The organism is Paraburkholderia sp. EG286A, assembly GCF_040965375.1.
In the GTDB taxonomy this organism is placed as follows: domain Bacteria; phylum Pseudomonadota; class Gammaproteobacteria; order Burkholderiales; family Burkholderiaceae; genus Paraburkholderia.
In genome coordinates this window covers 805,349-829,439 of sequence record NZ_JBFRCB010000002.1, presented here as the reverse complement: position 1 = coordinate 829,439, position 24,091 = coordinate 805,349, and the positions used below count along the sequence as shown (strand labels likewise).

The 24,091-nt window shown below is 66.6% G+C and carries 16 protein-coding genes; 10 read left to right on the top strand and 6 right to left on the bottom strand.

Annotated features, from left to right (window positions below; all coding sequences use genetic code 11):
- Positions 1 to 146 precede the first annotated feature (146 nt).
- The 4 genes from AB4Y35_RS10405 (at position 147) to aroG (ending at position 8,641) form a co-directional block, all read left to right on the top strand.
- Positions 147 to 4,622: a YhdP family protein gene (locus tag AB4Y35_RS10405; protein WP_368704317.1), complete on the top strand. Its 4,476-nt coding sequence runs from the start codon at positions 147 to 149 to the stop codon at positions 4,620 to 4,622.
- A 69-nt stretch (positions 4,623 to 4,691) separates the two neighbouring features.
- Positions 4,692 to 5,525 carry a carbon-nitrogen hydrolase family protein gene (locus tag AB4Y35_RS10400; protein ID WP_368690371.1) on the top strand — a complete coding sequence of 278 codons (834 nt, stop codon included), beginning with the start codon at positions 4,692 to 4,694 and terminating at the stop codon, positions 5,523 to 5,525.
- 149 nt (positions 5,526 to 5,674) lie between these two features.
- Positions 5,675 to 7,141 carry a metalloprotease TldD gene (gene tldD / locus AB4Y35_RS10395; RefSeq protein WP_324157788.1) on the top strand — a complete coding sequence of 489 codons (1,467 nt, stop codon included), beginning with the start codon at positions 5,675 to 5,677 and terminating at the stop codon, positions 7,139 to 7,141.
- A gap of 426 nt (positions 7,142 to 7,567) precedes the next feature.
- Entirely contained in the window at positions 7,568 to 8,641 is a 1,074-nt protein-coding gene (gene aroG / locus AB4Y35_RS10390) for a 3-deoxy-7-phosphoheptulonate synthase AroG (RefSeq protein WP_069267830.1), read from the top strand.
- Positions 8,642 to 8,697: 56 nt separating this feature from the next.
- On the opposite strand, the gene AB4Y35_RS10385 is transcribed toward aroG, so the two are convergent.
- Positions 8,698 to 9,633, bottom strand: a complete 936-nt coding sequence (locus tag AB4Y35_RS10385) for a glycosyltransferase family 2 protein (RefSeq protein ID WP_368690234.1) — start codon at positions 9,631 to 9,633, stop codon at positions 8,698 to 8,700.
- Between the two features lie 456 nt (positions 9,634 to 10,089).
- On the opposite strand from AB4Y35_RS10385, the gene AB4Y35_RS10380 reads away from it, so the two are divergent.
- A complete protein-coding gene (locus AB4Y35_RS10380; RefSeq protein ID WP_368704316.1) occupies positions 10,090 to 11,256 on the top strand; it encodes a glycosyltransferase in 1,167 nt (388 codons plus the stop codon).
- 54 nt (positions 11,257 to 11,310) lie between these two features.
- On the opposite strand, the gene AB4Y35_RS10375 is transcribed toward AB4Y35_RS10380, so the two are convergent.
- Positions 11,311 to 12,558, bottom strand: a complete 1,248-nt coding sequence (locus AB4Y35_RS10375; RefSeq protein ID WP_368704315.1) for an oligosaccharide flippase family protein — start codon at positions 12,556 to 12,558, stop codon at positions 11,311 to 11,313.
- A 350-nt stretch (positions 12,559 to 12,908) separates the two neighbouring features.
- Between AB4Y35_RS10375 and AB4Y35_RS10370 the strand changes: the two genes are divergently transcribed.
- Positions 12,909 to 14,213 carry a glycosyltransferase gene (locus AB4Y35_RS10370; protein ID WP_368704314.1) on the top strand — a complete coding sequence of 435 codons (1,305 nt, stop codon included), beginning with the start codon at positions 12,909 to 12,911 and terminating at the stop codon, positions 14,211 to 14,213.
- A gap of 75 nt (positions 14,214 to 14,288) precedes the next feature.
- Here AB4Y35_RS10370 and AB4Y35_RS10365 read toward each other — a convergent pair whose 3' ends face one another.
- Positions 14,289 to 15,452 carry an acyltransferase family protein gene (locus tag AB4Y35_RS10365; protein WP_368704313.1) on the bottom strand — a complete coding sequence of 388 codons (1,164 nt, stop codon included), beginning with the start codon at positions 15,450 to 15,452 and terminating at the stop codon, positions 14,289 to 14,291.
- 313 nt (positions 15,453 to 15,765) lie between these two features.
- Between AB4Y35_RS10365 and AB4Y35_RS10360 the strand changes: the two genes are divergently transcribed.
- The 3 genes from AB4Y35_RS10360 (at position 15,766) to AB4Y35_RS10350 (ending at position 19,817) form a co-directional block, all read left to right on the top strand.
- The gene (locus tag AB4Y35_RS10360) at positions 15,766 to 17,163 is read left to right on the top strand and encodes a hypothetical protein (protein WP_368704312.1); all 1,398 of its coding nucleotides are present in this window, start codon (positions 15,766 to 15,768) and stop codon (positions 17,161 to 17,163) included.
- Entirely contained in the window at positions 17,160 to 18,389 is a 1,230-nt protein-coding gene (locus AB4Y35_RS10355) for a glycosyltransferase (protein WP_368704311.1), read from the top strand. Before AB4Y35_RS10360 ends, AB4Y35_RS10355 begins: the two co-directional genes overlap by 4 nt.
- A gap of 285 nt (positions 18,390 to 18,674) precedes the next feature.
- Positions 18,675 to 19,817: a polysaccharide biosynthesis/export family protein gene (locus AB4Y35_RS10350; protein WP_368704310.1), complete on the top strand. Its 1,143-nt coding sequence runs from the start codon at positions 18,675 to 18,677 to the stop codon at positions 19,815 to 19,817.
- Positions 19,818 to 19,905: 88 nt separating this feature from the next.
- Here the strand turns inward: AB4Y35_RS10350 and AB4Y35_RS10345 are convergent, their stop codons facing one another.
- Positions 19,906 to 20,616 carry a putative colanic acid biosynthesis acetyltransferase gene (locus AB4Y35_RS10345; RefSeq protein WP_368690226.1) on the bottom strand — a complete coding sequence of 237 codons (711 nt, stop codon included), beginning with the start codon at positions 20,614 to 20,616 and terminating at the stop codon, positions 19,906 to 19,908.
- Between the two features lie 226 nt (positions 20,617 to 20,842).
- Between AB4Y35_RS10345 and AB4Y35_RS10340 the strand changes: the two genes are divergently transcribed.
- On the top strand, positions 20,843 to 21,493 hold the full coding sequence (locus AB4Y35_RS10340; RefSeq protein WP_368704309.1) for a hypothetical protein: 651 nt from the start codon (positions 20,843 to 20,845) through the stop codon (positions 21,491 to 21,493).
- A 58-nt stretch (positions 21,494 to 21,551) separates the two neighbouring features.
- Here the strand turns inward: AB4Y35_RS10340 and AB4Y35_RS10335 are convergent, their stop codons facing one another.
- Positions 21,552 to 22,946, bottom strand: coding sequence for a glycosyltransferase WbuB (locus AB4Y35_RS10335; protein WP_368704308.1), 1,395 nt, complete (start codon positions 22,944 to 22,946; stop codon positions 21,552 to 21,554).
- A gap of 179 nt (positions 22,947 to 23,125) precedes the next feature.
- Positions 23,126 to 24,085 carry a GDP-L-fucose synthase family protein gene (locus AB4Y35_RS10330; protein WP_368704307.1) on the bottom strand — a complete coding sequence of 320 codons (960 nt, stop codon included), beginning with the start codon at positions 24,083 to 24,085 and terminating at the stop codon, positions 23,126 to 23,128.
- Positions 24,086 to 24,091 lie beyond the last annotated feature (6 nt).

The following is a 24,091-nucleotide window of genomic DNA, read 5'->3' as shown; positions in this document are numbered from 1 at the left end:
GGGCATAGCAACCACTGCAGTGCAAAAAATCATGCGTGTCACGCGCCGCGCGGCCATCCCGGCTTCCCCGGATGGGCCTTCTGACGGCCCTCTGTGATACATTTCGTCGTTAGAACGCAACGCTACCATACCCCACCCGCCGCAGCATGTCCGAGCGAAACGATCACGCCGGCCTACCCCCATCTGGACATGCCAGCCAGGCTACCGAGCCAGGGGGTCCGCACCATCATCACCCGGCCCTGCGCCACACGCTGCGCGTGCTGGCGATCTTCGCGCTCGTCCTGTATTTCATCGTCTCGGTCCTGCTGCTCGGGCTGCGCTACGTCGTGCTGCCGTACGTGGACAACTTCCGTCCGCGCATCGAGCAGCTCGTCTCCTCGAAGATTCACGCCGAATTCCGTATCGGCAAGCTCGCGCCGCACTGGTCGGGCTTCCAGCCCGGCATCGACGTCACTGATCTGACGATTCGCGACCGCCACGGCAACATCGCGCTCGACGTGCCGCACGCCACGGCCTCGGTGTCGTGGCGCTCGGTCGTGCTGCTCGAACCGCTGCTCTCGAGCATCGTGGTCGAGCAGCCCGACGTGCACATCGCGCGAGAGGACGACGGCACGCTCACCGTGGCGGGCGTGCCGGTGCCCACCGCGCACACGGGCAACGCCACCTTCACGACGTGGCTCATGCGCCAGCAGGCCGTCGTGCTGCGCGGCGGCACGCTGCGCTGGCACGACGCCACGCGCGACGTGCCCGACCTCGCGCTCTCGCACATCCGCCTCGCGATCCTCAACGACGGCTACGATCACCGCGTCGCGCTCCAGGCGCCGGCCGAGGGCACCGTGCTGCACGGCCCGCTCGACTTCCGCGCGCACTTCACGCACGCGCACCATGCGCAGGCCGGCAAGCCGATCAGCTGGACGGGCGACACCTACCTCTCGACCGGCCCCGTCGATCTGCCCACGCTCGCGCGCTACATCAACTTCCCGATCGCCACCTACGCGGGGCGCATCGACAACGCGATCTGGGCGCACTTCTCGAACGGACGCATTCTCGAGGCGAGCGGCGCGCTGGAAGGGGCAAACGTCTCGTTGCGCACGCGGCCCACGCAGCCGCTGCTCGACATGCCGGTCGCCAGCTTCCACTGGAGCCTGGGCATCCAGCCCGACGACTACGCGCTTAAACTGCGCGATTTGCACGCGGAACTGGGCCAGCCGCCGCTCGACGACGGCACGCCGCTCACGCGCTCGCTCGCGCTCACGACGCTCGATGCGCGCTTTCGCCAGCAAACGCTCCAGCACGGCCAGCTCATGAGCGTGCGCGGCGACCGCATCGATCTCGGCATCCTTGCCGAATTCATGCGCGCGCTGCCGCTGCCAGGGCGCGTGCAGGGCGCGCTCGTGCGCTTCGATCCGCGCGGGCTGGTGGCGAACTACGATCTCTCGCTCGAGCGCGCGAAGCCCGAGTCGGGCGAAGCGGCCGCCGAGCAGCGCTCCACGAGCGTCGAGCCGGTCACCCACTATCGCTTCAAGGGCGACCTGCAGGGCATCAGCATGAATGCACAGGAGCCGGGGCCGGGCCTCACGCCGCGCGGCCACCCGCGCGCGGGCCTGCCGGGGGTCGAGAACCTCTGGGGGCACATCGACGCCGACGAGTCGCACGGCAACATCGACCTCGACACGAACAGCGTCGCCATCACGCTACCCGGCGTGTTCGACAATCCGCGCCTCACGTTCGACCGGCTCTATGGCGCGGCCAAATGGACCGTGGCCGCCGAGCGCGAGCCCGGCAACCGGCTGAAGGCGTTCACCGTCGATGTCGCGAACCTGGGCATCGAGAACGCCGACGCGCGCGCGAAGATGACCGCGCACTACACCAACCCCGGCAAGGGGCGCGGCGCGCTCGACCTGGTCGCGCATTTCGACGAGGCCAAGGTCAAGGCCATCCCGCGCTACCTGCCCACCGCCATTAGCGAGAAGACGCGCATCTATCTCGGCCACGGCCTGCAGGCGGGCCTGTCAAAGGGCGCGACGATCGAGATCCACGGCGACCTCACCAAATTCCCCTACTCGCGCGACCCCGACGCGGGCCAGTTCCGCATCGTCGCGCCGTTCACGGGCGGGCGCTTCGACCCGTCGCCGTTCCCGCCGCGCAAGATGCGCAACGGCGCGCCGAACGTCTGGCCGGCGTTCGACGGCATCGACGGCATGTTCAAGCTGCACGAGAACAAGCTGCGCTTCGACGTCGATCGCGGCCACTATCGCAACTTCGTGCTGCGCAACGTCAGCGGGCGCATCGAGGAACTGGGCGTCAAGGGTTCCGACATCGTGATCGAGGGGAGCGGGCGCGGGCCGCTCGCGGACCTGCTCGACTACGCGGACAACAGCTCGATCGGCTACATCTCGAAGCACGCCACCGCGAAGGTGCGCGCACAAGGGCAGTCCACGCTCGCGCTCAAGCTCACGATCCCGCGCCATCCGATGCCGAAGGTGCAGCTCGCGGGCGCCATCGGCTTCGAGAACAACACGCTCACCGCGAAGAACGTGCCGCCCGTCTCGAACCTCACCGGACAGGTGCGCTTCACGAACCACAGCGCCAATGTCGACCGGCTCACGGCGCGCTTTCTCGGTGGCGATCTGCGCGCAAGCGGCGGCATGCGCGACGACGGGCACTACAAGGTGGACGTGGCCGGCGACGTCGCGGTCGATGCGGCGCGCGGGCTGAACCTGCATGGCATGGCGGCGGCGGCGCTCGGGCGCCTGTCGGGCGCGGCGCCCTATTCGCTTTCGGTGGCCGGCCAGCGCGGGCGTCTGCCCGATGTGAAGGCCAACGCCGATCTCACCGGCCTCGCGCTCGACCTGCCCGCGCCGTTCGGCAAGGCGGCCGGCACGCCGATGCCGCTGAACTTCGAATTGCAGCCGGGCACCGGCACGCCCGCCGAACCCGCTGTCGGCGCCGATGCCAGGGCCGACGACGCCGCCTTCGAACACGCAGAACTCACGCTCGGGCCGCTTGCCGCGCGCTACGTGATGCGCCGCCATCCGGGTCACGTACCGGAAGTCGTGCGCGGCGCGATCGGCATGAACCGCCCGGCCGATCTGCCCTCGGAAGGGGTGGCTGCCGCCGTCGACCTGCCCACCTTCGACGCCGACGCCTGGCGCGCCGTGGTGCAGCAGTTGCGCGGCACCGCAGCGGCCGAGGCCCAGGGCGCGACGCCTGCGAGCGCGGCAAGCGGCGCCCGGGCGGCGGTTCCCCCGCCGCGGACCGCGGCCGAAAGAGCGGCCGAGCGGATGGCTCAAAATCAGAACGCGGCTGCGGGCGCCGCCTCCGAAGCGGCCGTGGCCAACGCCGCGCCTGCCGCGCCGCAAAGCCCCGCATCGGCAACCGCGGCCACCACGGCGGCCGCGCCGAGCGCCGCCTCGTCACCGCTCGCGCCCAATGGCGCGGTCGGCCAGTTCCTGCCGTCGCGCTTCGCGGTGCACGTCGGCATGCTCACGCTGCTCAAGCGCCACTGGGAGAACGTCGTGCTCGGCGCGTCGCGCACCGGCGAGCGCGGCAACGAATGGCAGGCCAACGTCGCCTCCAACCAGGTCTCGGGCCACGTCTCGTGGAAGCCGGGCGCCGTGCCGGGCGCGCCCGGCACGCTCGAGGCGCGGCTCGCGCGCCTCACCGTGCCCGCCGCCACCGAAAACGACCTGCTCGGCCAGGCAATGTCGCAGCCCGCGCAGAACATGCCGTCGATCGACCTCGTCGTGAACCAGCTGATCGTGCGCGACCGCGATCTCGGCCGCCTCCAGGTGAACGCGCACAACTTCGACGACAACGGCGTGCCGGTCTGGCAGCTCGACCAGCTCGACATCAGCAACCCGGACGCGCACCTCACCGCCACGGAAAACTGGCGCGCAGTGGGCGACACGGCAGCCAGCGACGACTCGGCCGCCGCCGGCATGCACACGCCGCGCCGCACGGCGCTCGACTTCCATCTCGACATCAAGGACGCCGGTGCGCTGCTCCAACGCGCCGGCCGGCCGCATGTGCTCAAGAACGGGTCGGGCACGCTCGCGGGCAACCTGGCATGGCAAGGCGGCCCCACGCGCATCGACTTCCCGTCGCTCAACGGCAACCTCACGCTCGACCTGCGGCACGGCCAGATCCTCAAGGTCGATCCGGGCATGGCGAGGCTGCTCGGCGTGCTGAGCCTGCAAAGCCTCGCGCGCTTCCTCACGACGGACTTCCGCGACATCATCGGCGAAGGCCTGCCCTTCACGAGCGCGACGGCCACCGCGCAGATCCAGAACGGCATTGGCAGCACCAACGATTTCAAGCTCGTCACCGCACCGGGGCGCGCGACGATGACGGGCAGCGTCGACCTCGCGCACGAAACCCAGGACCTGCGCGTGCACGTGGTGCCGACGGTCAGCGCGGGCGCGGGCGTAGTCGCGGCGGCCATCATCAATCCGCTCTTCGGCCTCGGCGCGCTGATCGGCGACGTCGTGCTCTCGCAAACGCTCGAGCACGCGTTCGCGATGGACTTCGCGATCACGGGCCCGTGGGCCAAACCGCACGTCGAGCGGCTGCATGGCGATCAGGGTAAGATGGACGCGCAGGCGCCGGCCGCGGTGCACTAGATTGCGCACCGATGCGCTGCGCCATGGGCACGCGGTATGCGCGCCATGCACCCCGAACCCATTCAAGATCTGCCGATGAGCGCTCCCTCCCTCGACCCGTTTCGCGTCGCCGCGCTGCAGATGGTCAGCACGCCCGATCGCGAGCGCAATCTCGCCGAAGCGGACCAGTTGATCGCCGAGGCTGCCGCCGCGGGCGCGCGCCTCGTGTTGCTGCCCGAATATTTCTGCTTCATGGGTCACAAGGACAGCGACAAGCTGGCGATCCGCGAGCCCCACGGCGACGGCCCCATTCAGCGTTTTCTCGCCGATGCGGCGAGGCGCCATGACGTGTGGGTGATCGGCGGCACCTTGCCGCTGAATGCGCCCGAAGAAACCCGCGTGCTCAATACCACGCTCGTGTTCGATCCGAGCGGCGAGGAACGCGCGCGCTACGACAAGATCCACCTCTTCAATTTCGAAAAAGGCGCCGAATCGTTCGACGAAGCGCGCACGATCCGGCCCGGCGCCGAGGTGCGCACGTTCGAGGCGCCGTTTGGCCGGGTCGGCCTGTCGGTCTGCTACGATCTGCGCTTTCCCGAGCTGTACCGGCGCATGGGAGACTGCGCACTGATGGTCGTGCCTTCAGCGTTCACTTACACCACCGGCCGCGCCCACTGGCAGATCCTGCTGCGCGCCCGCGCGATCGAGAACCAGTGCTACGTGCTCGCCGCGGCGCAGGGCGGCACGCATGAGAACGGCCGCCGCACATGGGGCCACAGCATGCTGATCGACCCGTGGGGCGAGATCGTCGACGTGCGCGACGAAGGCGCGGGTGTGGTGGCCGGCGACATCGACCTCGAACGCATCGCCAGCGTGCGCGCGAGCCTGCCGGCGTGGCGGCACCGCGTGCTCGACTGCGCATAATGCACGTCAAGCATGCAACACACGCGACGACTGGCCCCGCGAATGAACCCCATCGAATTCCACGCGAGTTCTCCGTTTAAGGCGCTTGATTTCGCAGCACCGCGCCCGAATCTTCATTGACAGACTTTATCGTTGATCCCACAGAGCGCATGAACATCATCGAACCCGGCATCCGCAATCTGGCGACCGCGAAGGACCTGCTCCTCACGCCCTACGGCCTCGACGAGGCAGTGCTCACGCGCACGCTCGGCGAGATCTTCACGCATCGCATCGACTACGCCGACCTCTACTTCCAGACCACGCGCAGCGAGGCCTGGAGCCTCGAGGAAGGCATCGTCAAGTCGGGCAGCTTCAGCATCGACCAGGGCGTCGGCGTGCGCGCCGTGTCCGGCGAGCGCACCGCTTTCGCCTACTCCGACGACCTCTCGCCCGAAGCGATCCGCCAGGCCGCCATGGCCACGCGCTCGATCGCCAAGGCCGGCGGCGGCAAGCAGAAGATCCAGGTGGCGAAGTCGCTCACGGGCATTGCGGGCCGCGATCTGTACCTGCCGTCCGACCCGTTGAGCTCGCTCGACGCCACCGAAAAGGTGAAGCTGCTCGAGCGCATCGAGGAGATGGCGCGCGGGCGCGATCCGCGCATCACGCAAGTCATGGCCGCGCTCGCGGGCGAGTACGACGTGGTGCTCGTCGCCCGCAGCGACGGCGCGCTCGCCGCCGATATCCGCCCGCTCGTGCGCGTATCCGTCACGGTGATCGCCGAGCAGAACGGCCGCCGCGAGATCGGCAACGGCGGCGGCGGCGGCCGCTACGACTACGCCTATTTCACCGACGACATCCTGTCGAAATACGTGGACGACGCCGTGCACGCCGCGCTCGTGAACCTCGAAGCGCGCCCGGCGCCCGCCGGCGCGATGACCGTCGTGCTCGGCCCGGGCTGGCCCGGCGTGCTGCTGCACGAGGCGATCGGCCACGGCCTCGAAGGCGACTTCAACCGCAAGGGCTCGTCGGCGTTCGCCGGGCGCATCGGCGAGCGGGTGGCCGCGAAGGGCGTGACCGTGGTCGACGACGGCACGCTGCCCAACCGCCGCGGCTCGCTCAATATCGACGACGAAGGCAACCCCACGCAGTGCACGACGCTGATCGAAGACGGCATTCTCAAGGGCTACATTCAGGATTCGCTCAACGCGCGCCTCATGAAGATGCCCGTGACGGGCAATGCGCGCCGCGAGTCGTACGCCGCACTGCCCATGCCGCGCATGACCAACACGTACATGCTCAACGGCGACAAGGACCCGCAGGAAATCATCGGCTCGGTGAAGAACGGTCTGTATGCCGTGAACTTCGGCGGCGGCCAGGTGGACATCACGAACGGCAAGTTCGTGTTCTCGGCCTCCGAAGCCTACATGATCGAAAACGGCAAGATCACCTACCCCGTGAAGGGCGCGACGCTCATCGGCAGCGGCCCGGAATCGCTCAAGTACGTGAGCATGATCGGCAACGACATGCGCCTCGACTCGGGCGTGGGCGTGTGCGGCAAGGAGGGCCAGAGCGTACCGGTGGGCGTGGGTCAGCCGACGCTGCGCATCGACCGCATGACGGTGGGCGGCACGGTCTAAGCACCTTTGCCGGTGCGTATTCCATGCACGGCGATGCGGGAATTCCGCATCGCCGTGCGGATTTTCTGCGCATGAGTCATTTTTTGCGCAGATAGTCCGCTTTTTTACCGCACCCCGCTTGCCAGCCACGAGAAGGCCGGGTTATAAAGGCAATCACCCTTTCGACGTAACGAACGTTCAGACAAGACCGCCATGTTCGCCACGAAGTTTTATTTTTACTTCTTTTGGTATCTCAGACCGCTGGCGGATCGAGAGGGTTGATAGTACGCGCAGGACCCCGAACACACGAGAAACCGCCAGCCAAGCCTGGCGGTTTTTTTTCGCCCCACAGTTTCGACAACAGTTACGAGCCGCACCTTCATCTAACCGAATTTGAAGCACCGTCCGAACGACGCACGCTACGCACAGGATCAGGAGAAAACGACCATGCCCCCGCACAACACCGACGATGTCCGCATTCGCGAACTCAAGGAACTCACGCCGCCCGCTCACCTGATCCGCGAATTCCCCTGCTCGGAAGCCGCCTCCACGCTGATCTTCGAATCGCGCCGCGCCATGCACCGCATTCTGCACGGCATGGACGACCGCCTGATCGTCATCATCGGGCCGTGCTCGATTCACGATACGAAGGCCGCGGTCGACTACGCGAAGAAGCTCGTCGAAGAGCGCAAGCGCTTCAAGAACGAGCTCGAGATCGTGATGCGCGTGTACTTCGAGAAGCCGCGCACGACGGTGGGCTGGAAGGGCCTCATCAACGACCCGTTCCTCGACAACAGCTTCAAGATCAACGACGGTCTGCGCACCGCGCGCGAGCTGCTCGTCTCGATCAACGAGCTGGGCCTGCCCGCCGGCACCGAATACCTCGACATGATCAGCCCGCAGTACATCGCCGACCTGATCTCGTGGGGCGCGATCGGTGCGCGCACAACGGAATCGCAGGTGCACCGCGAGCTGGCTTCGGGGCTGTCGTGCCCGGTCGGCTTCAAGAACGGCACGGACGGCAACGTGAAGATCGCCGTGGACGCGATCAAGGCCGCCTCGCAGCCGCACCATTTCCTCTCGGTGACGAAGGGCGGCCACTCGGCCATCGTCTCGACCGCGGGCAATGAGGACTGCCATGTGATTCTGCGCGGCGGCAAGACGCCGAACTACGACGCGGATAGCGTGAACGCCGCATGCAGCGATATCGGCAAGGCGGGTCTCGCCGCGCGCCTCATGATCGACGCGAGCCACGCAAACAGCTCGAAGAAGCACGAGAACCAGATTCCGGTGTGCGCCGACATCGGCCGCCAGGTGGCGGGGGGCGACGAGCGCATCGTCGGCGTGATGGTGGAGTCGCACCTCGTGGCGGGCCGCCAGGACCTGAAGGAAGGCTGCGAGCTGACCTATGGCCAGAGCATCACCGATGCGTGCATCGGCTGGGACGAAAGCGTGGGCGTGCTCGAAGGGCTCGCGCAGGCGGTGAAGCAGCGTCGCATTGCGCGCGGTTCGGGCAACTGAGCGCAGCACGCAAAGGAGCGCGCAGCGCGGTCGTTTTAAGCCGCGCTGCGCGTGAATTACAGCCGCTCCGCGCGCTCGGGGCGAACCGCGCCGATGCATAGATCGGCAATCCCGATCACGTTGCCGATGAGCCTGCCGCGCCGGTCGAGATGCGCCTCGGGGCGCACCGACTTCACGCAGTTCATGCTGAGCGCGCGCAGGATGTTGCTGGTCGCCTCCTTGCGCGACATCACGCCCTTGTTGCACAGGTACATCGCGTTGACCACCTGCGAATAACCGAAGCGCCGGCCCGATACGCGCCCGCCTCGCAGCCCGAGGTGCACGCCCAGCAGATAGTCGCAGTACACGACCCCGCCACGGCGCGCGAGGCGCCGCGAGAAGTCCTTGTCCTCCAGCCAGCCGTACAGCACGAGACGCTCGTCGAAGCGCAGATCGGCGATGGCCTGCGCGCGGCATGCCATGTTGCAGCCATACAGCTCCACGCAGGGCCGCAGCGGCGGACGCCGCATCACTTCGGCTTGCGCACCGTCCACGAGCGCAATGGCCTCTTCCCATGCGATCGGCTGCGTATTCGCGCCGTCGCGCAGCGTGCGGCCGGAAAAGCCCACGAGATTCGCATCGCGCTCGAACAGCTCCACGCACAGCTCGATCCAGTGACACTCGGGCGCGAAGTCGTCGTCGAGGAAAATCACGACGTCGATGTCCGGCGCAAGCGCGTCGAGCGCGCGATTGCGCTGCACGCTCGAACCCGCCGTGCCGATGATTTCGTTCACGCGCAGACCGTTGGCATCGTAAGGTCCGATGTCGTCTGCGCTGCTGCCAGAAAGGATGATCTGATCCGGCCGCACCGTTTGCCGCGCGAGCAGACGCACGACCCACGCGGTGGCGGTTGGCCGCCCCTTGGTCGCGATCACCGCCGCGACGCGCATGCGCGCCTTCGCGCCGTTCGGGGCCATGGAAGACGCGAGATCATCGGTAGCGAGCGTTGTCATCGGTTTCTCCGCATTCCGGTGGTCGTTTCGACTCGAATCGAGGTTAGCACGAGGCCCTCGCGCCGCCAGTCGGGCCGGATTCAAGTTGTCCGAAACGATCTATTCAACGACTGATTCCAACTGTTTGTGAACGAGCGCGCATGCGGGGCGCAGTGCGCGCATTGCGCGGTGTCTGTGCGGTATCCGTATTGGCCGCGTCCCGGCGAACCTTTTACCGCTTCTTTTCTCCGTTAATTAAATCCGCATTTATTGCATTTTTTCTGCGCATTTATCGATTACGCATCACCCATAGCGCAGCACCCCCCGGTAAATTCGTCCAATAGCAATTTTCGGATTCCTCTTTTGATAAGACTCGCCTACAACTGCTAAAAGAGATTCGCGCAAATATGACCGACTAACCCACCCCACCGGAAAGATCCTCTCAACATGACTGCGTCGACACGTCGGAGCCAGCCAGTGGAACACGAGATCATCTCTTCCGGGACAACGGTTTGCGAAAGCGAATCCGACGCGCGGCTCAAACGCCCGGTGGTCTTCTACGTGCAGCCATTGATCGCGCGCTATCGCATCGAAGTCATCGAGTCGCTCAATCGCCTTTTCTCCGTCAAGGTGTTCGCGTGCTCCGAGGGCGTGGAGGCCAATGGCTTTTCGCGCGAGAAGCCCGCGTGCGACGAGTTCGTCGAAACGCATATCGCCAGTTTCGCGGGCCTGCCCTCGCGGCGTATCCGCATGCAAAGCCGTGTGCTGAGCCGGATTGTTTTCGAACGTCCCGATGCAGTCCTGATCTTTGCAGACGTTCGCTATCTGTCGCTGTGGCTTGCGCTCCTCGCGGGACGCGTGATGCGCGTGCCCGTGCTGATTCACGGCCAGGGACTCTACCGGCACGAGAGTGCGGGGCTCATGCGCACGGTGTGCTATCGCCTCGCGGTCGCGCTCGCGGTGCGCTACGTCTGCTATACCGAGGCTTCGCGGCGCTCGCTCGTCGCCATCGGTTGCCCGCTCGCGAAGCTCGTCGTCGCGAACAACGCCCTCACCGTCTCGTGCGGCGTGGAGCCCGCCACCAAGACGGGCGCCGAGAGCGGCGTCCTCTTCATCGGCAGGCTGCGCGAAGGGTCGGAGATCGAACCGCTCATCGACGTGGTCGGCCAGCTTCACGCCGAAGGCAACGACATCACGCTCCACGTGATCGGCGACGGCGAGCACGGCGAGCGCCTGAAGCGCAAGTACAGCGATCGCAGCTACGTGGTCTGGTATGGCGCGGTGTTCGACGACGACGCCATCGCGACCATCAGCCGGCGCTGCCGCGTGGGCTGCTATCCGGGCTCGGCGGGCTTGAGCGTCGTGCACATGTTCGCTTTGAGCCTGCCGCCCATCGTGCACGACCGGCTGCCGCTGCACATGGGCCCGGAGCCGGGCTACGTCGAGGACGGCCGCAGCGGCTTTTTCTTCGGGCGCGACGGCGGCACAGAAGCGCTCGCCGCCACGTTGCGGCGCATCTGGTCCATGCCGCCCGACGAAATGCGCGCGGCCGCGGCCGCGGCGCACGCGGTGTACTGCCAGCTCAACTCGCCTACGCTCGGACATCAGCTCGCCGAGATCGTCGAAGCGGCGCTGCGCGCCTGAATGCCCGCTTGAATCTTCGCTTCAATCCCCGCTTGAATCCCATTGCGCTCCGGTCTATTTCTGCCGCGAGACGCGATACAGCATCCAAGCCGCGCACGAAGACAGCCCGAAGGTCATCGACCATGCCACGCCCGTCACACCCCACATGTGCAACGAAGGCGGCACGGACAGGATAAGCGCCACGACCTGGAGCAGCGACGCCACCGTGACGGCGCGCGCGTCGCCAACCGCGCGCAGATACGAGGCGAGCACCGAGTTCAGTGCGCTGATCGCCATGTTGATGACGAAGATGCGAAAGAGCGGCACGGCCGACAGCCACGCGGCGCCGAGCACGAGCGAAAAGAGCGGCTCGGCGGCGAAGCGCAGCACGATCACCACGCATGCCAGCCCCGCCACGGCGACCATGAGATAGAGACGGAACAGCCGCGCGGCCGATTGCGGACCGCCACGATGATGCGCGGCGAAGGTCGGAAACAGATACTGCGAGAGGGCGAGCGCGGCGTCGGCGAGCAGCATTTGCGCGAGCTTCGAGGACATCTGCCAGGCGCCCAGTTGCGTCGGCCCGAGCAGCTTGCCGACCACCACCTTGTCGAACTGGTTGGTGATCAGAATGATCACGCTGCTCGCCCAGATCCAGCGGCTGAAGCCCACGTAATGGCCGATGCCCGACCAGCGCAGCCGGATCGGCGGACGCGGCGACAGCGCGATCCACGTGACGACGCTCTTGAAGGCCTCGCCGATCATCATGCCGAGCAGGAGCGAGTACGGACCCGCCCCCGCGAGCGCGAGCCCGATGCCGAAGGCGCAGTCGAGACACGCGGACGAGATTTCGATCGCCGCAATATGCTGGAAGTGGCGCTCGCGCTGCGTGATGAAATACGCGGGCGAGGCGAGCCCGCGCAGGAGCGGCAGCAGCGCGGCGAGTTGCACGAGGCCGATCGCGCCGCCCAGGTGGAACTGCGCGTCCATGAGCGGCGCGCTCGCGACGAGCAGCAAGCCGATCAGCACGCCCCGCGTGGCGAGCGTGGTCCAGACGGCGCCGGCTTCGGCACGCGTCGGCGGCGACTGGCCTTGTATGACGGCTTGCGCGAGGCCGGTATCGGAGAGCGCTTCGGCAATCGCGACCGCGAGCAGCGCGACGCTCGCGAGACCGATTGCGGACGGCCCGAGAATGCGCCCGATCACGAGGAACTTGACGGCCACGAGGCCGCGCACGACGACCTGCTGCAGCAACACCCAGGTCGCCGCGCCGGGTCCGAAGCCGGCCTTGATCGGTATGGCTGGCAGCCGCATCACGCGCAAAATGCCTCTCCTGTTGTCGATCTCTGAGTCGGAGCTTTAGCCCCTTTTCACAGTTCCCTTCAAGCATGTTTGGGAACGCGTTTTCGTCACCCGTTCTGGACCTTACCGCGCGGCGGCATCCACGGCGCGCCATCTACCAGGTGGAATCAGACGGGGACGCTGCGCGGCGCGACTGTCGGTACAGTGGGCTTACGTAGGCCATCCGCGCGGCGCCGATTCATGAATCTCCAAGCGATCGGCATATCCCCAGGCTTTTTCGGCCACCCTGCCCCGCAATCTGGCGCATGCCGCTTGCGCACCACTGCTATTTTGTTCGTAATAATGCTCATCGGGCCTCCCGCATGGAAAACGTGTCGATCGCCAGATATCGCAATGCCGCCCCTAACAGCCCGGACTCCGCCGCACTGTGCGACGTCGAGGCCGACACACTCGTGACGTCCGAGCCTCCCGGCACGCGCGCATCGGTCGGCGGCGACTGGATCGCCATCATCGAGCCGAACTTCACGGGCCACCGCTGGCGCTACGTCGAGTGGATCGCGCAGGCGTGCGTGGAAGCCGGGCACCGCTGCCTCGTCGTCACCGATACCGAATACGCGGACCATCCGCTCGCGCAGCGCATCGTGCGCGAGGCGCGGCCCGATCTGCGCCTCGTGCTGCTCGATCTGCATACGGTTCCGCCCGGCCCGCATTTCGTCGCGAGCGTGTACATGCGCTTTCGCAACTTCTATGCGCGCGCGTTGCGTCAGGTGCGCAAAACGACGCGCGTGCGGCTCGTGATCGCGCCCTACGCCGACTACTTCTTCTACACGCTCGCGGGGTTCGACTCGCCATTCGGCGAGACGCCGTGGATCGCCATCGTCATGGGCATGACGTTTCATCATGCGCGCATCGGCTTGCGCACGCCGCGCCGCCGCTTCGTCGACCTGGCCAAGTCGGCGCTGTTTCGCCGCGCCATGCGCTCGCGCGGGCTGCGCGAACTCTTCACGATCGACCCGACGCTACCCGACTGGTTCGCGACCACGAAGCCCCAGCGCGCGGCGCCGCTCAGCTACCTGGCCGACCCGTTTCCCGAAATCGAAGGCATGGACCCCGTGTTCGCGCGCGAGCAGCTGAAGCTCGACGCGCATACGCGCTATCTGCTCGTGTACGGCGCGATCGGCGAACGCAAGGGCATTCGCGAACTGATGCTCGCGCTCGAGCACAAGCCTGACGCGCCGTGCCTCGTGATCGCGGGCCAGCAGGACGACGATACGCGCGCGTTCATCGACGCGCACGCGCCGAAACTCGCGAGCGCGCCGGTGATCTTCAACCAGTTCATTTCCGACGAGATGGAGCGCGAACTCTTTTCCGCCTGCGACGCTGTGTGGCTCGGCTACAAGCAGCACTACGGCATGAGCGGCGTGCTCGTACAGGCGTACCGCTTCCGCAAGCCCGTGGTGGCCAGCGCCGACGGCCTGATCGGCTGGTATTGCCGCGACGGCGCGCTCGGCCCCCTGCTCGACGACCTCGAGCCCGCCACGATCGCGCACGCGCTCGATGTCCTCGCCGAGCGTTGGCGCGCGGGCGCGAACTCCGTTCAGCCCACGGGCGAACACCTCCTTTCGTGCAACACGCTCGAACAGTTCAAGCGCACGCTGCAGGCCGCGATGGCATGAGCGCTCGCGAAAACGTCGTCAAATATTGAGCAACCCGAAAGAGTTCGATCTCGTCACACAGGATCACGCAAAGAATCACGCAACGCCTTCGACCTTGTTGTCGGCGGCACCCGTGTTGGGTCGCTCGGCAGGAACGGCTCCGCGCATGTCGGGGAACATCGCGTCGCGCAGGCGCAGGAACGGGAACTCGACGGCGCGCGTAGTGAGATAGCCCAGCACCGAAGCGATGAAGAACTGCGCGACGATCACGACGGGCCAGGCGGCGAGCGCCGGCACACCGAGCGCGCTCGCCTTGTGGATCAGATAGTCGCCGGGCGCGAGCGCGAGCGAATGCCAGAGGTAGATCCCGTACGAGTAGACGCCCAGCCACGCGAGCCCGCGATACACCCACGTCGTGCGAAATCTGCCCGAATGTTCGAGCACGAGCATGATGAGCGCGCAAAAGCCGAGGGCCTGGATCGTGTAGCCAACGCTCTCGTCGAGCGCGACGTCGGGCGTGGCGAAGATGAGCCAGGCGAGCAGCAGCCCCACCACGCCGAACAGCCAGCGCTTCTTCGCGACGAGCATGCTCCAGAGTTCGGGCTTCATCCAGTAGACGGTCGCGAGGATCACGCCGATGAGCAAGCTGTCCATGCGGTACTGCGTGTAGTTGAACGCCCCGACGAGGTCGCCGTGCGATACCGCGATGCAACGCGCGCTCAGGACGACCACGCAGAGGCTGGCCATCACGGCGATCAGCGCATTCGCGCGCAGCCGGAAATGCGCGAGCAGGATCAGGAGCGCGGGCAGGAACAGATAGAAGTGCTCTTCGACAGCGAGGCTCCACGTTTGCGCGATGGCGGTGCCGAAGTAATTCTGCATGTGCGTGAGGTTCTGCCAGAGGAACGTATCGGGGCGATGGCGGCCGGCAAGCAGATGAAAGAAAATCAGCGCGTAGTACGCGGGCCAGATCTTGAAGATCCGCCGCACGATGAAGCGGCGCGCGCCAATGCGGCCTGTTTGCGAATATTGGCGCAGCAGCAGCCCACCCACCAGGAAGCCGCTTAGTGTGAAGAATAGATTCACGCCTTCGTGGCCGAAGCTTTTCAGCGGGTACTCGAGCACGCTCACCCAGGGATGGCCCGTGCGCACCGTGTGGAAGTGATAGCCCATCACGACGAAGATCGCGATGCCACGCACGAAGTCGAGCTCGACGGAACGCCCTTTCGTCGACAGTCGCACTCCGTGTAGCAGCTTCATGACCTTTCCCTCGCTTCGTCCATGCCGGATTCTTACGCAAGGCAGACGATGAAAAACTTACTCCTGCCGGCCCCATCATGGACACAGGCGCCGTGCAGCGTGCGCCAAGTTCCCTTCCTTGTCGGCCAGGTGTGTGGGCGAAACCACACGTCGAATCAGAATTTTTTTCCTGCCGCCACAACCCTGCCGCTTCCCGCCACGCGCATGCGCAAGCCGCTTGCGGCGATTTATATTGAGTCGAGCCAACGCGTGCGGCGCGCATGTAATTTGCGCAACGTATGCGACCCTATGCACCGCACCGGGAGAAACGCCGATGCGAAACAAACATGCTGCACTCTGGCTCTGGGTGTGCCTCGTGCCTCTCGCTTTCGACTATAAGGCACCGGACTCCCAGTTCGGCCACAGCGCGCAATGGCTGGCCGTCATTCCGGCCCTGGCAGGCGCGCTCATTCTCGCGATGATCGGCCCGCGCTTCGCGCGGCCGACGCGGCTGCGCTCGTTCGTGACGGGCGCGCTCGTCGCGAGCCTCGTCGGCAGTCTCATTGCGCAAATGCTGCAGCACAACCCGGTCGGACAATACCTGCGCGTCATGCTGCCATTCCTGCTGTTCGGGCTCGGCTACTGGGCCATGTGCCGCCCGTGGCACATCATCCGCGTCTTGCAGATGCAACGCGCGCTTTATTACGCGAACGTGCTGGGCCTCGTGTTTACGTTCTTCTTCGGCTTGCTGGCAGTCGGCGGGCCGCTGGCCGATATTCGTTTTCGCATCGTCTCGCCGACCTTGCTCGCGCTGCAGGCCATGCTGTTGCACCAGTTCATCGTCGCCCGGCGCTTCAACATGACGATGGTACTCGTGTTCCTCGCCACGCTCGTGGTCGAATTGCTGAGCGTCACGCGCAGCCTGCTGATCGCGACCATCCTGCTCGCCATGTTTGCGGCGTGGCTCGCCTCGCCGTCGATCAGTCATCTGATCAAATCGTTTTTCCGCACGGGCATCGCGCTTTCGTTCGTGGTAGCGCTGGGCGTAGGAACGGCCTGGCTCTTCCCGTCGATCACGGAACACTGGACGCAGCGCGTGACGGCCGCGCAGAACGCGGAGTCCGACCGCGATCCGACCACGGTCACGCGTATCGCGGAGATGCGCGACCAGTATGACCAGGTCACCGAATCGGTGGAATCGGTCCTGTTCGGCAAGGGTTATGGCCACCTTTACCGCTACTCGCCCATTTACTATCAGTACGTGAACCAGACCTTCAGCAAGGACGATTACTTCAACACCAGCGACTGGGTGGCGGGCCACAACTTCTGGGTGTACCAGCTCTACGCCGAAGGCATCGTGTTCGGAGGCTGCATGCCGCTTGCGGTGATCGTCGCGCTGATCGTCGCGGGCCGCGCGTTCAGACGCTGGCGCCGCATCGCGCCGCGTCATCCGATGCTCATGCCGCTCAGCATGGCGCTGCTCGTGCTCGCCGCGCTGCCGGGCGCATCGATCGGCGGCAATCCGCTCGGCACGCGTTTCTCGGGCCTCGTGTACGGCCTCGCGCTCGGGCTGATCGTCGCGCTGTATTCGCAGCTTCATTACCGCATTGACCTGCAACGCAAGCGCCAGCGCCTGCATCCGTCCTACGGGCGCGAGCCTGCCTTCCGACCCACGGCGCCCGCGGCGGCGCCGGTGCCGCTCAACACGTATGCGACTCCGGAGCCCCGATGAAAATCCTGCACCTCGTTTCCACGGTCGACCCCCGCTCGGGCGGCCCGATTGAGGGCGTGCGCCAGAGCGGTCTCGCGATGACGGCGCTCGATCACCAGATCGAAGTGGCGTCGCTCGACCCGATCGACGCGCCTTATGTGCGCGAATTCCCGCTCCCGCTGCACGCACTGGGCCCGGGCCGTGGGCACTACGGATACTGCCCCGGCTACGTGCCGTGGCTGCGCGCGAACGCGAGGCGCTTCGACGCGGCGATCGTGCACGGGCTCTGGCAATACCACGGCTTCGGCGCGTGGCGCGCGCTGCGCCACGCCCAGGTGCCGTATTACGTGTACACGCACGGCATGCTCGATCCGTGGTTCAAGGCCACCTATCCGGTCAAGCATCTGAAGAAGTGGGCGTACTGGCCATGGGCCGATTTCCGCGTGCTGCGCGACGCCTCCGCCGTGATCTTCACGACCGACGAAGAACGCCTGCTTGCGCGCGAATCGTTCTGGCTGTACCGCGCCAATGAGCGCGTCGTGCCGTTCGGCACCAATGCGCCCAACGAGGACCCGGATACATTGCGCGAAGCCTTCCTGCAGGAGTCGCCGCATTTGCGCAACAAACGCATCGTGCTGTTTCTCGGGCGTCTGCACCCGAAAAAAGGTTGCGACGTGCTGGTTCACGCGTTCGCCGACCATGCGCGCGAAACGCCGGATGCGCATCTGCTGATTGCGGGGCCCGACAAGGGCAACTGGCAACCCGCGCTGCAGGCGATCGCGCAGTCGCACGGCATTACGCACCGCATCAGCTGGCCGGGCATGCTGCAGGGCAACCTGAAGTGGGGCGCGTTTTTTGCTAGCGACGTGTTCGTGCTGCCGTCGCACCAGGAGAACTTCGGCGTTTCCGTGGCGGAGGCGCTGGCGTGCGGGCTGCCTGCACTGGTCTCGGACAAGGTGGGCGTCTGGCGCGAGATCGACGAGGACGGCGCGGGGTTCGTTGCGCCCGACACGGTCGCCGGCACGCAGCGCAACTTCGCCTCATGGCGGGCACTCGACGAGCGCGCGCGCGACGCGATGCGTGCTCAGGCGCGGCGCACGTTCGACGCGCGGTTTGCGATGGACGGCATGGTGCGCTCGCTGCTCGGCTTGTTGCAGGAACATCCTTTGCACGCTGGCGCGCGATTTCGCCGAGGGCGTCCGATGAGCGCGATGGCGCAGGGCGAGCCCGCGGAGCAGGCTGAATAAGCGAAAAAAGGCGGCAGCAGATTCAGATAGCGGAAATGGTAGGGATTGGCAGGGGTGACGAAGCAACGCAGCTGAAGCGTCAAAACGAGTCGAACGATGAGCCCGCGTTGCACTTTCGTGGCGATGTGCGAATCCTGTTAGTAAGGGGGCAACACTATGTTAAACAGCAGACCTGATTGTTCGGGCGGCGCAGCCGTCGACGCAACCGCGACGCAGCCTGTGAATCAGCCTGCGCGCAGTTTGCGCAGATTATCGGCGGGCCGCGCACGGGCGGCCCTCGCGGCGATGGCGACCATGGTGACGACCGCGGCCCTGCTTGCGGGCTGTGGCCTTTCGCCAGGGATGCAGGCGCCGTCGAGCGTCACCCAGGCGAAGGCCGCGACCGGCGCCGCGCGCACGAGCGGCAACGGGGATCAACCGCCGCCAGGCGCGCTCATCGAGATCAACAACGAGCTGGTCGCGAAGGAAGCCGCATCGAGACCGACGACTGTCCCGGCGAACGTCGAGACGCTGTTCGGCACGCCCAAGCCCTACACGCTCGGGCCCGGCGACGTGCTCAGCATCGTCGTGTGGGATCACCCCGAGATGAACCTGCCGACGAACGGGGGCGGCGGCGGTGGCAACGGGCAGCAGGACCAGAGCGCGAGCCAGGTGCAGTCGGGCTATACCGTCGACTCGTCGGGTGCGATCCAGGTGGCGTACGTGGGTCCGATCCACGTGGCGGGGCTCACCGAGATGCAAGCCCGCGACCTCGTGTCGAAGAAGCTCGCCTACTACCTGAACAAGCCGCAGGTCACGCTGCGCATCGAGTCGTACCGCAGCCGGCGCGTGTACGTGGACGGCGAAGTGCGCACGCCCGGGCTCATGGTTCTCAACGACATGACGATGTCGCTGCCCGAGGCGATCAACCGCGCGGGCGGCTTCACGGCGAACGGCGACCGCTCGCGGGTTAGCGTGACGCGCGGCGACAAGACGACCTTGGTGAACATTCCCGACATGATCAAGAAGGGCGTGAACCCGGACAAGATCCTGCTGCAGAACGGCGACCTCGTGCGCGTGTATTCGGCGAACGAAAGCCGCGTGTTCGTGCTGGGCGAAGTCGGACACCCGGGTCCCTTGCCGTTCGATAACGGCCATCTCTCGCTGAACGACGCGCTTGGCAATGCAGGCGGCGTCAGCCAGGGTTCGGGCGACGCCTCGCAGGTCTACGTGGTGCGCGGGCAGAAGGAGGGACACCGTCAGGTCTTCCACCTCGACGCGTCGTCGCCGGAAGCCATGGCCACGGCCGACGAGTTCGAGTTGCAGCCGAACGACGTCGTGTTCGTCGATGCGTCGGCGCTCGTGAAGTGGAGCCGCGTCATCAACCTGATCCTGCCGAGTACGCAGGCGGCCGCGGCGGGCCGGGCGGTGGGTTACGGCGGGTACTAGCCGGTGGGGTTCGCATGAGCATGAGCAGGCCTGCGGGCCTGCTCATGCGTTGAATGAATCTGCCTGAAACGAGCCAGCCTCGCCGCCCTTATGCCTGGGGCTCCTTGGGCGGCTGGCCTTCCTCGAAACGCCAGCGGATAAAGCGGCACGGATTGCCGCCATACACGCCGCCGGCTTCCAGCGAGCGATGCACGACCGAGAGCGGCGTGACGACTGCCGAGCGCCCGATCGTCACGCCCATCTGCACCACGCATTTGGACGAGACCCACGCGCCGTCCTCGATCACGATCGGCGCGACGTGCAGGTCCATGTTCGTGCGCATGTCGTGCGAGCCGGCGCTGAGAAACGCCCCCTGCGACAGGCAGACGTTCGAGCCGATGCGGATGGGCGCCTGGTTGTAGATCCAGACGTCCACGCCGATCCAGCAGTTGTCGCCCATTTCCAGATTCCACGGCGCCTTCACGCGCATGGGATGGACGAGGCGGCAGCCCTGCCCGACCTTCGCGCCGAACAGGCGCAGCAGGCCCACGCGCAGCGCGGAGAGCGGCAGCAGACGATTGTCGAGCACGCAGGCCTCGACCAGATACCACGCGGCCTGCACGAGCTTGCCCCGGCGCGCGACGAAGTTGCCTTTTCCAGCACGACTCAAATCGATCACGCGGATTTCCGCAGCGCGTGCGTCGTTTGCGGCTTGTGGCGGCACGACGCCTGCGGGCGGCGCTTCGCCCGCTCCCTCCCTGCGCCCAGCCGCGCCGACGTTCCCTTTGCGGGTCCCTAAACCTTCGACCGCTTCCGTCATGAACGCTCCTTGCCCATCCGGGTCGGTTCCTGTTGGCTTCCTGCGGTTGCAAGCCTGGCGGCCCGCATAACGGGACGCATCAAGCCACGATGTCATTATCGGGCGGCCACCGCAGCGCCTCGCACGCGTGGCCGACACGGCAGGGGTTTTGGCGCAGCGGCGCGACGCGCGGTAGGCAACATGAAGGCTTGACGCCGCATCGTTCGCGGCGCGCGGGATCAATGCCATGTCCAGTTTTTCTCATCATCGATTTGCGCCTTATGTACTCGCCGCCGCGCTGCAGGCCGCGTGCGCCGCGTGGCCGTGCGCGGTGTTTGCGCAGAGCGCCACGTACGGCGCCGCCACCGGTGGCTCCCCCGCTGCCGCGAGTGACCAGAGTCGCCAGGGCAACACCCTCAGCAACGCCGTGCAGCGCCAGCAACAAGACGAACAGCGCCTGCTCGGCGGTCCGGGCACCTCGGACAACCCGTACAGCGTGACCCCGTACAGCAGCAACGGCGCGTCGCCAGACGACGCGCGAGACGCGCTCACGAACGAAAAGCACATGCATGTCGTGACGCCGGGGGATTACGCCGCGAGCGCGGTGAGCGCCAACGGTGGCAGGGGTGACAGAAGCAGCGCTTCGAGCGCAGGCGGCAGGGGCGCCGCGAATCACAGCAGGATCGGCGCAAACGGCATGTCGCGCGCCGGCAATGCGGTGGCGAGGAGCACCGGCGGAGGCGGGGGCGGCGGTGCGAAGGGAAGCCGCTCGACGGCCGGCTATGACTACGGCGCCAGCCAAACCTCGCCAACTGCGCAGGTCTACGGCAATCCGTATGGCAGCCCGTACGGGTCGCCGGACCAGTCCAACTCCGAACTCTACAAGTCGCCCTGGTAAGCTCCGCTTGCGGTCCGGGGCAGCCCAAGGCCACCGTCGCGGCCCTGGGCGCTGTCGCTCATACGTCGGACTGCTCGACCTCGGGCAACGTCGATCCGCCTTTGCCCGCCTGACGCGCAGATTGATTCTGACCCGCGGATTGACCCACGCCTTGCTGCGCCGAAGCAGCGCCACTTGACGCGGTTTGCGGCTCGACCTGCGTCTGGCCCGCCGGCCCGGCAACCTCACCCGCTAGCCCGGCAAGCCTCGCTTCGAGCACGTCGAAGATCGCCTGCGGTGACAGCATGCGCTTCGCGTAGCGCCGCGCGGCACGGCCAAGCGCGGCGCGGCGCGCGGGGTCGCCGGCCAGATCGACGATCGCCGCAGCGAGCGCTGCGTCATCCTCGGGCGGCACCACGATTCCGTGGCTCGAGACCACGTCGAAGAGACTCGTGCCGGGCCGCGCCATGGCGACCACCGCACGGCCGCTCGCGAGCATGCCGGTGAGCTTCGAGGGCATCACGAGGTCGGCAGCATCGGCGCGCTGCGGCAGCACGTGGATATCGGCCACGTTCAGCAGCTCGTTGAGCATCGAAGACGGCTGCAGCGGCAGCACGTGACAGTTCGAGAGCGGCTCGCAACGCGCGATCAGCTCGCGCCTGGCCGCGCCGTCGCCGCAGAACACGAAGCTGATATCGGGCCGCGCGGCGAGCGCCGTTGCGACATCCGCTAGAATCTCGATGCCCTGCTTCGCCCCCATGTTCCCCGAGTAGAGCACGACAGTGTTGTCCTGCGGGATGCCCAGGCGCCGCCGGAACGCGCTCGGATACGGCAGCGGGAAGATCGCCTCGGTGTCGACCCAGTTCGGCAGGCACACGGCGCGGGAGGCATCGACGCCCTTGTCGATGGCGCGCTCAACCATGCGCGCCGAAATCGACGAGACGACGTCGAAGCGCCGCAGCAGCCAGCGTTCGCCGGCGAGGGCCGCGCGCCCGAGACGCGACTCCTGGCCGCCGCGCAGCAGCCCAAGGTCGAATGCCGCATCGATTTCGAAGTCCTGAATATGCAGCCAGCTGCGCGCGCCGACGGCCCGCGCGAGCAGGAGCGCGCCGGGCGCGCAGAACAGCGTCGGCACGATCTGCATGACGGCCTCAGGCCGCCACGCCGCGAGCCGCGCGAGAAGCGGCAGCGACGAGAGCGCGAAGCTCGCCAGATGCACGATGCGCTTGAGCCCGCCCTGCTGGGTCGGCACCCACAGCGGCGCACGCCAGACGCCTACGCCGCGCAACGTTTCACGTTGGTAACGCCCCGCGCGATAGCCTTCATGCACGCGCCATTGCGGGTAATAGGGCGGCGCGCAGATCACGCGCACCTCGTGGCCGTGCGCCGCGAGCAGCTCCGCCATTTCGGCTGTGTATTTGCCGACGCCTGTGACTTCGGGCGCGTAATTCAGTCCGTAAATCAGGATTCTCATTGCGTCGCTTCCGTCCCTGAACTGCTGTGTGCCGCCTTTAATCGTCTCGCGCGCCGAGCGAAAAAAAGCGGGCGTCGTGCATCCGGTCCGCGCACGACGCCCACCACCAACCAGACGCCTCTTCCCTTTCGTCCTTTTGAGCCGATCGTTTCGAATGCCATCGGTCCCGTCAGGCCACGTCAAACCCGCATGCCCGCCTCGTACGCCGGCGCGGCCTGGGTTTGCAGAAAATCGTCGTAGGTGCGGGCGAGCCCCTCCTGGAGGCCGATGTGCGCGTGCCAGCCCAGATCGCCCAGGCGCGACACGTCGAGCAGCTTGCGCGGCGTGCCGTCGGGCTTGGTCGAATCGAATACCAGTTCGCCTTCGAAGCCCACCACGTCGCACACGCGCTGCGCGAGGTCGCGGATCGAGAGATCCTCGCCGACGCCGACGTTGTACACGCCGTCGCCGGTCTCGTGCTCGAGCACGAAGATCGTCGCATCGGCGAGATCGTCGACGTGCAGGAACTCGCGGCGCGGCCTGCCCGAACCCCAGACGGTCAGCGTGCGCTGGCCTTTGCTGCGCGCCTCGTGCGCCTTGCGGATCAGCGCGGGCAGCACATGGCTGCTGCCGAGATCGTAGTTGTCGTTGGGGCCGTACAGGTTGGTCGGCATGAGCGAGACGAAATGCGTGCCGTACTGTCGGTTGTACGCTTCGCAGAGCTTCAGGCCCGCGATCTTCGCGATCGCGTAGGCCTCGTTGGTCGGCTCGAGCGGCGAGGTGAGGAGATACGTTTCGCGGATCGGCTGCGGGCATTCACGCGGATAAATGCACGACGAGCCGAAGAACACGAGGCGCTGCACGCCCGCGTTGTAGGATGCCCGGATCACGTTGGTCTCGATCGCCAGGTTGTCCCAGGCGAACTGTGCGGGCTGCGTCGAATTCGCGAGAATGCCGCCCACGCGCGCGGCCGCGAGCAGCACCGCGTCGATGTGCTCGCCGTCAAAGAAGGCGTCGACCGCGGCCTGATCGGTGAGGTCGAGCTCCGCGTGGGGACGCGTGACGAGGTTATGGTAGCCGTGCGCCTGCAACGCGCGCACGAGCGCTGAGCCCACCATGCCGCGGTGGCCGGCAACGAAGATTCGGGAGGTCTTGTCCATGGCATC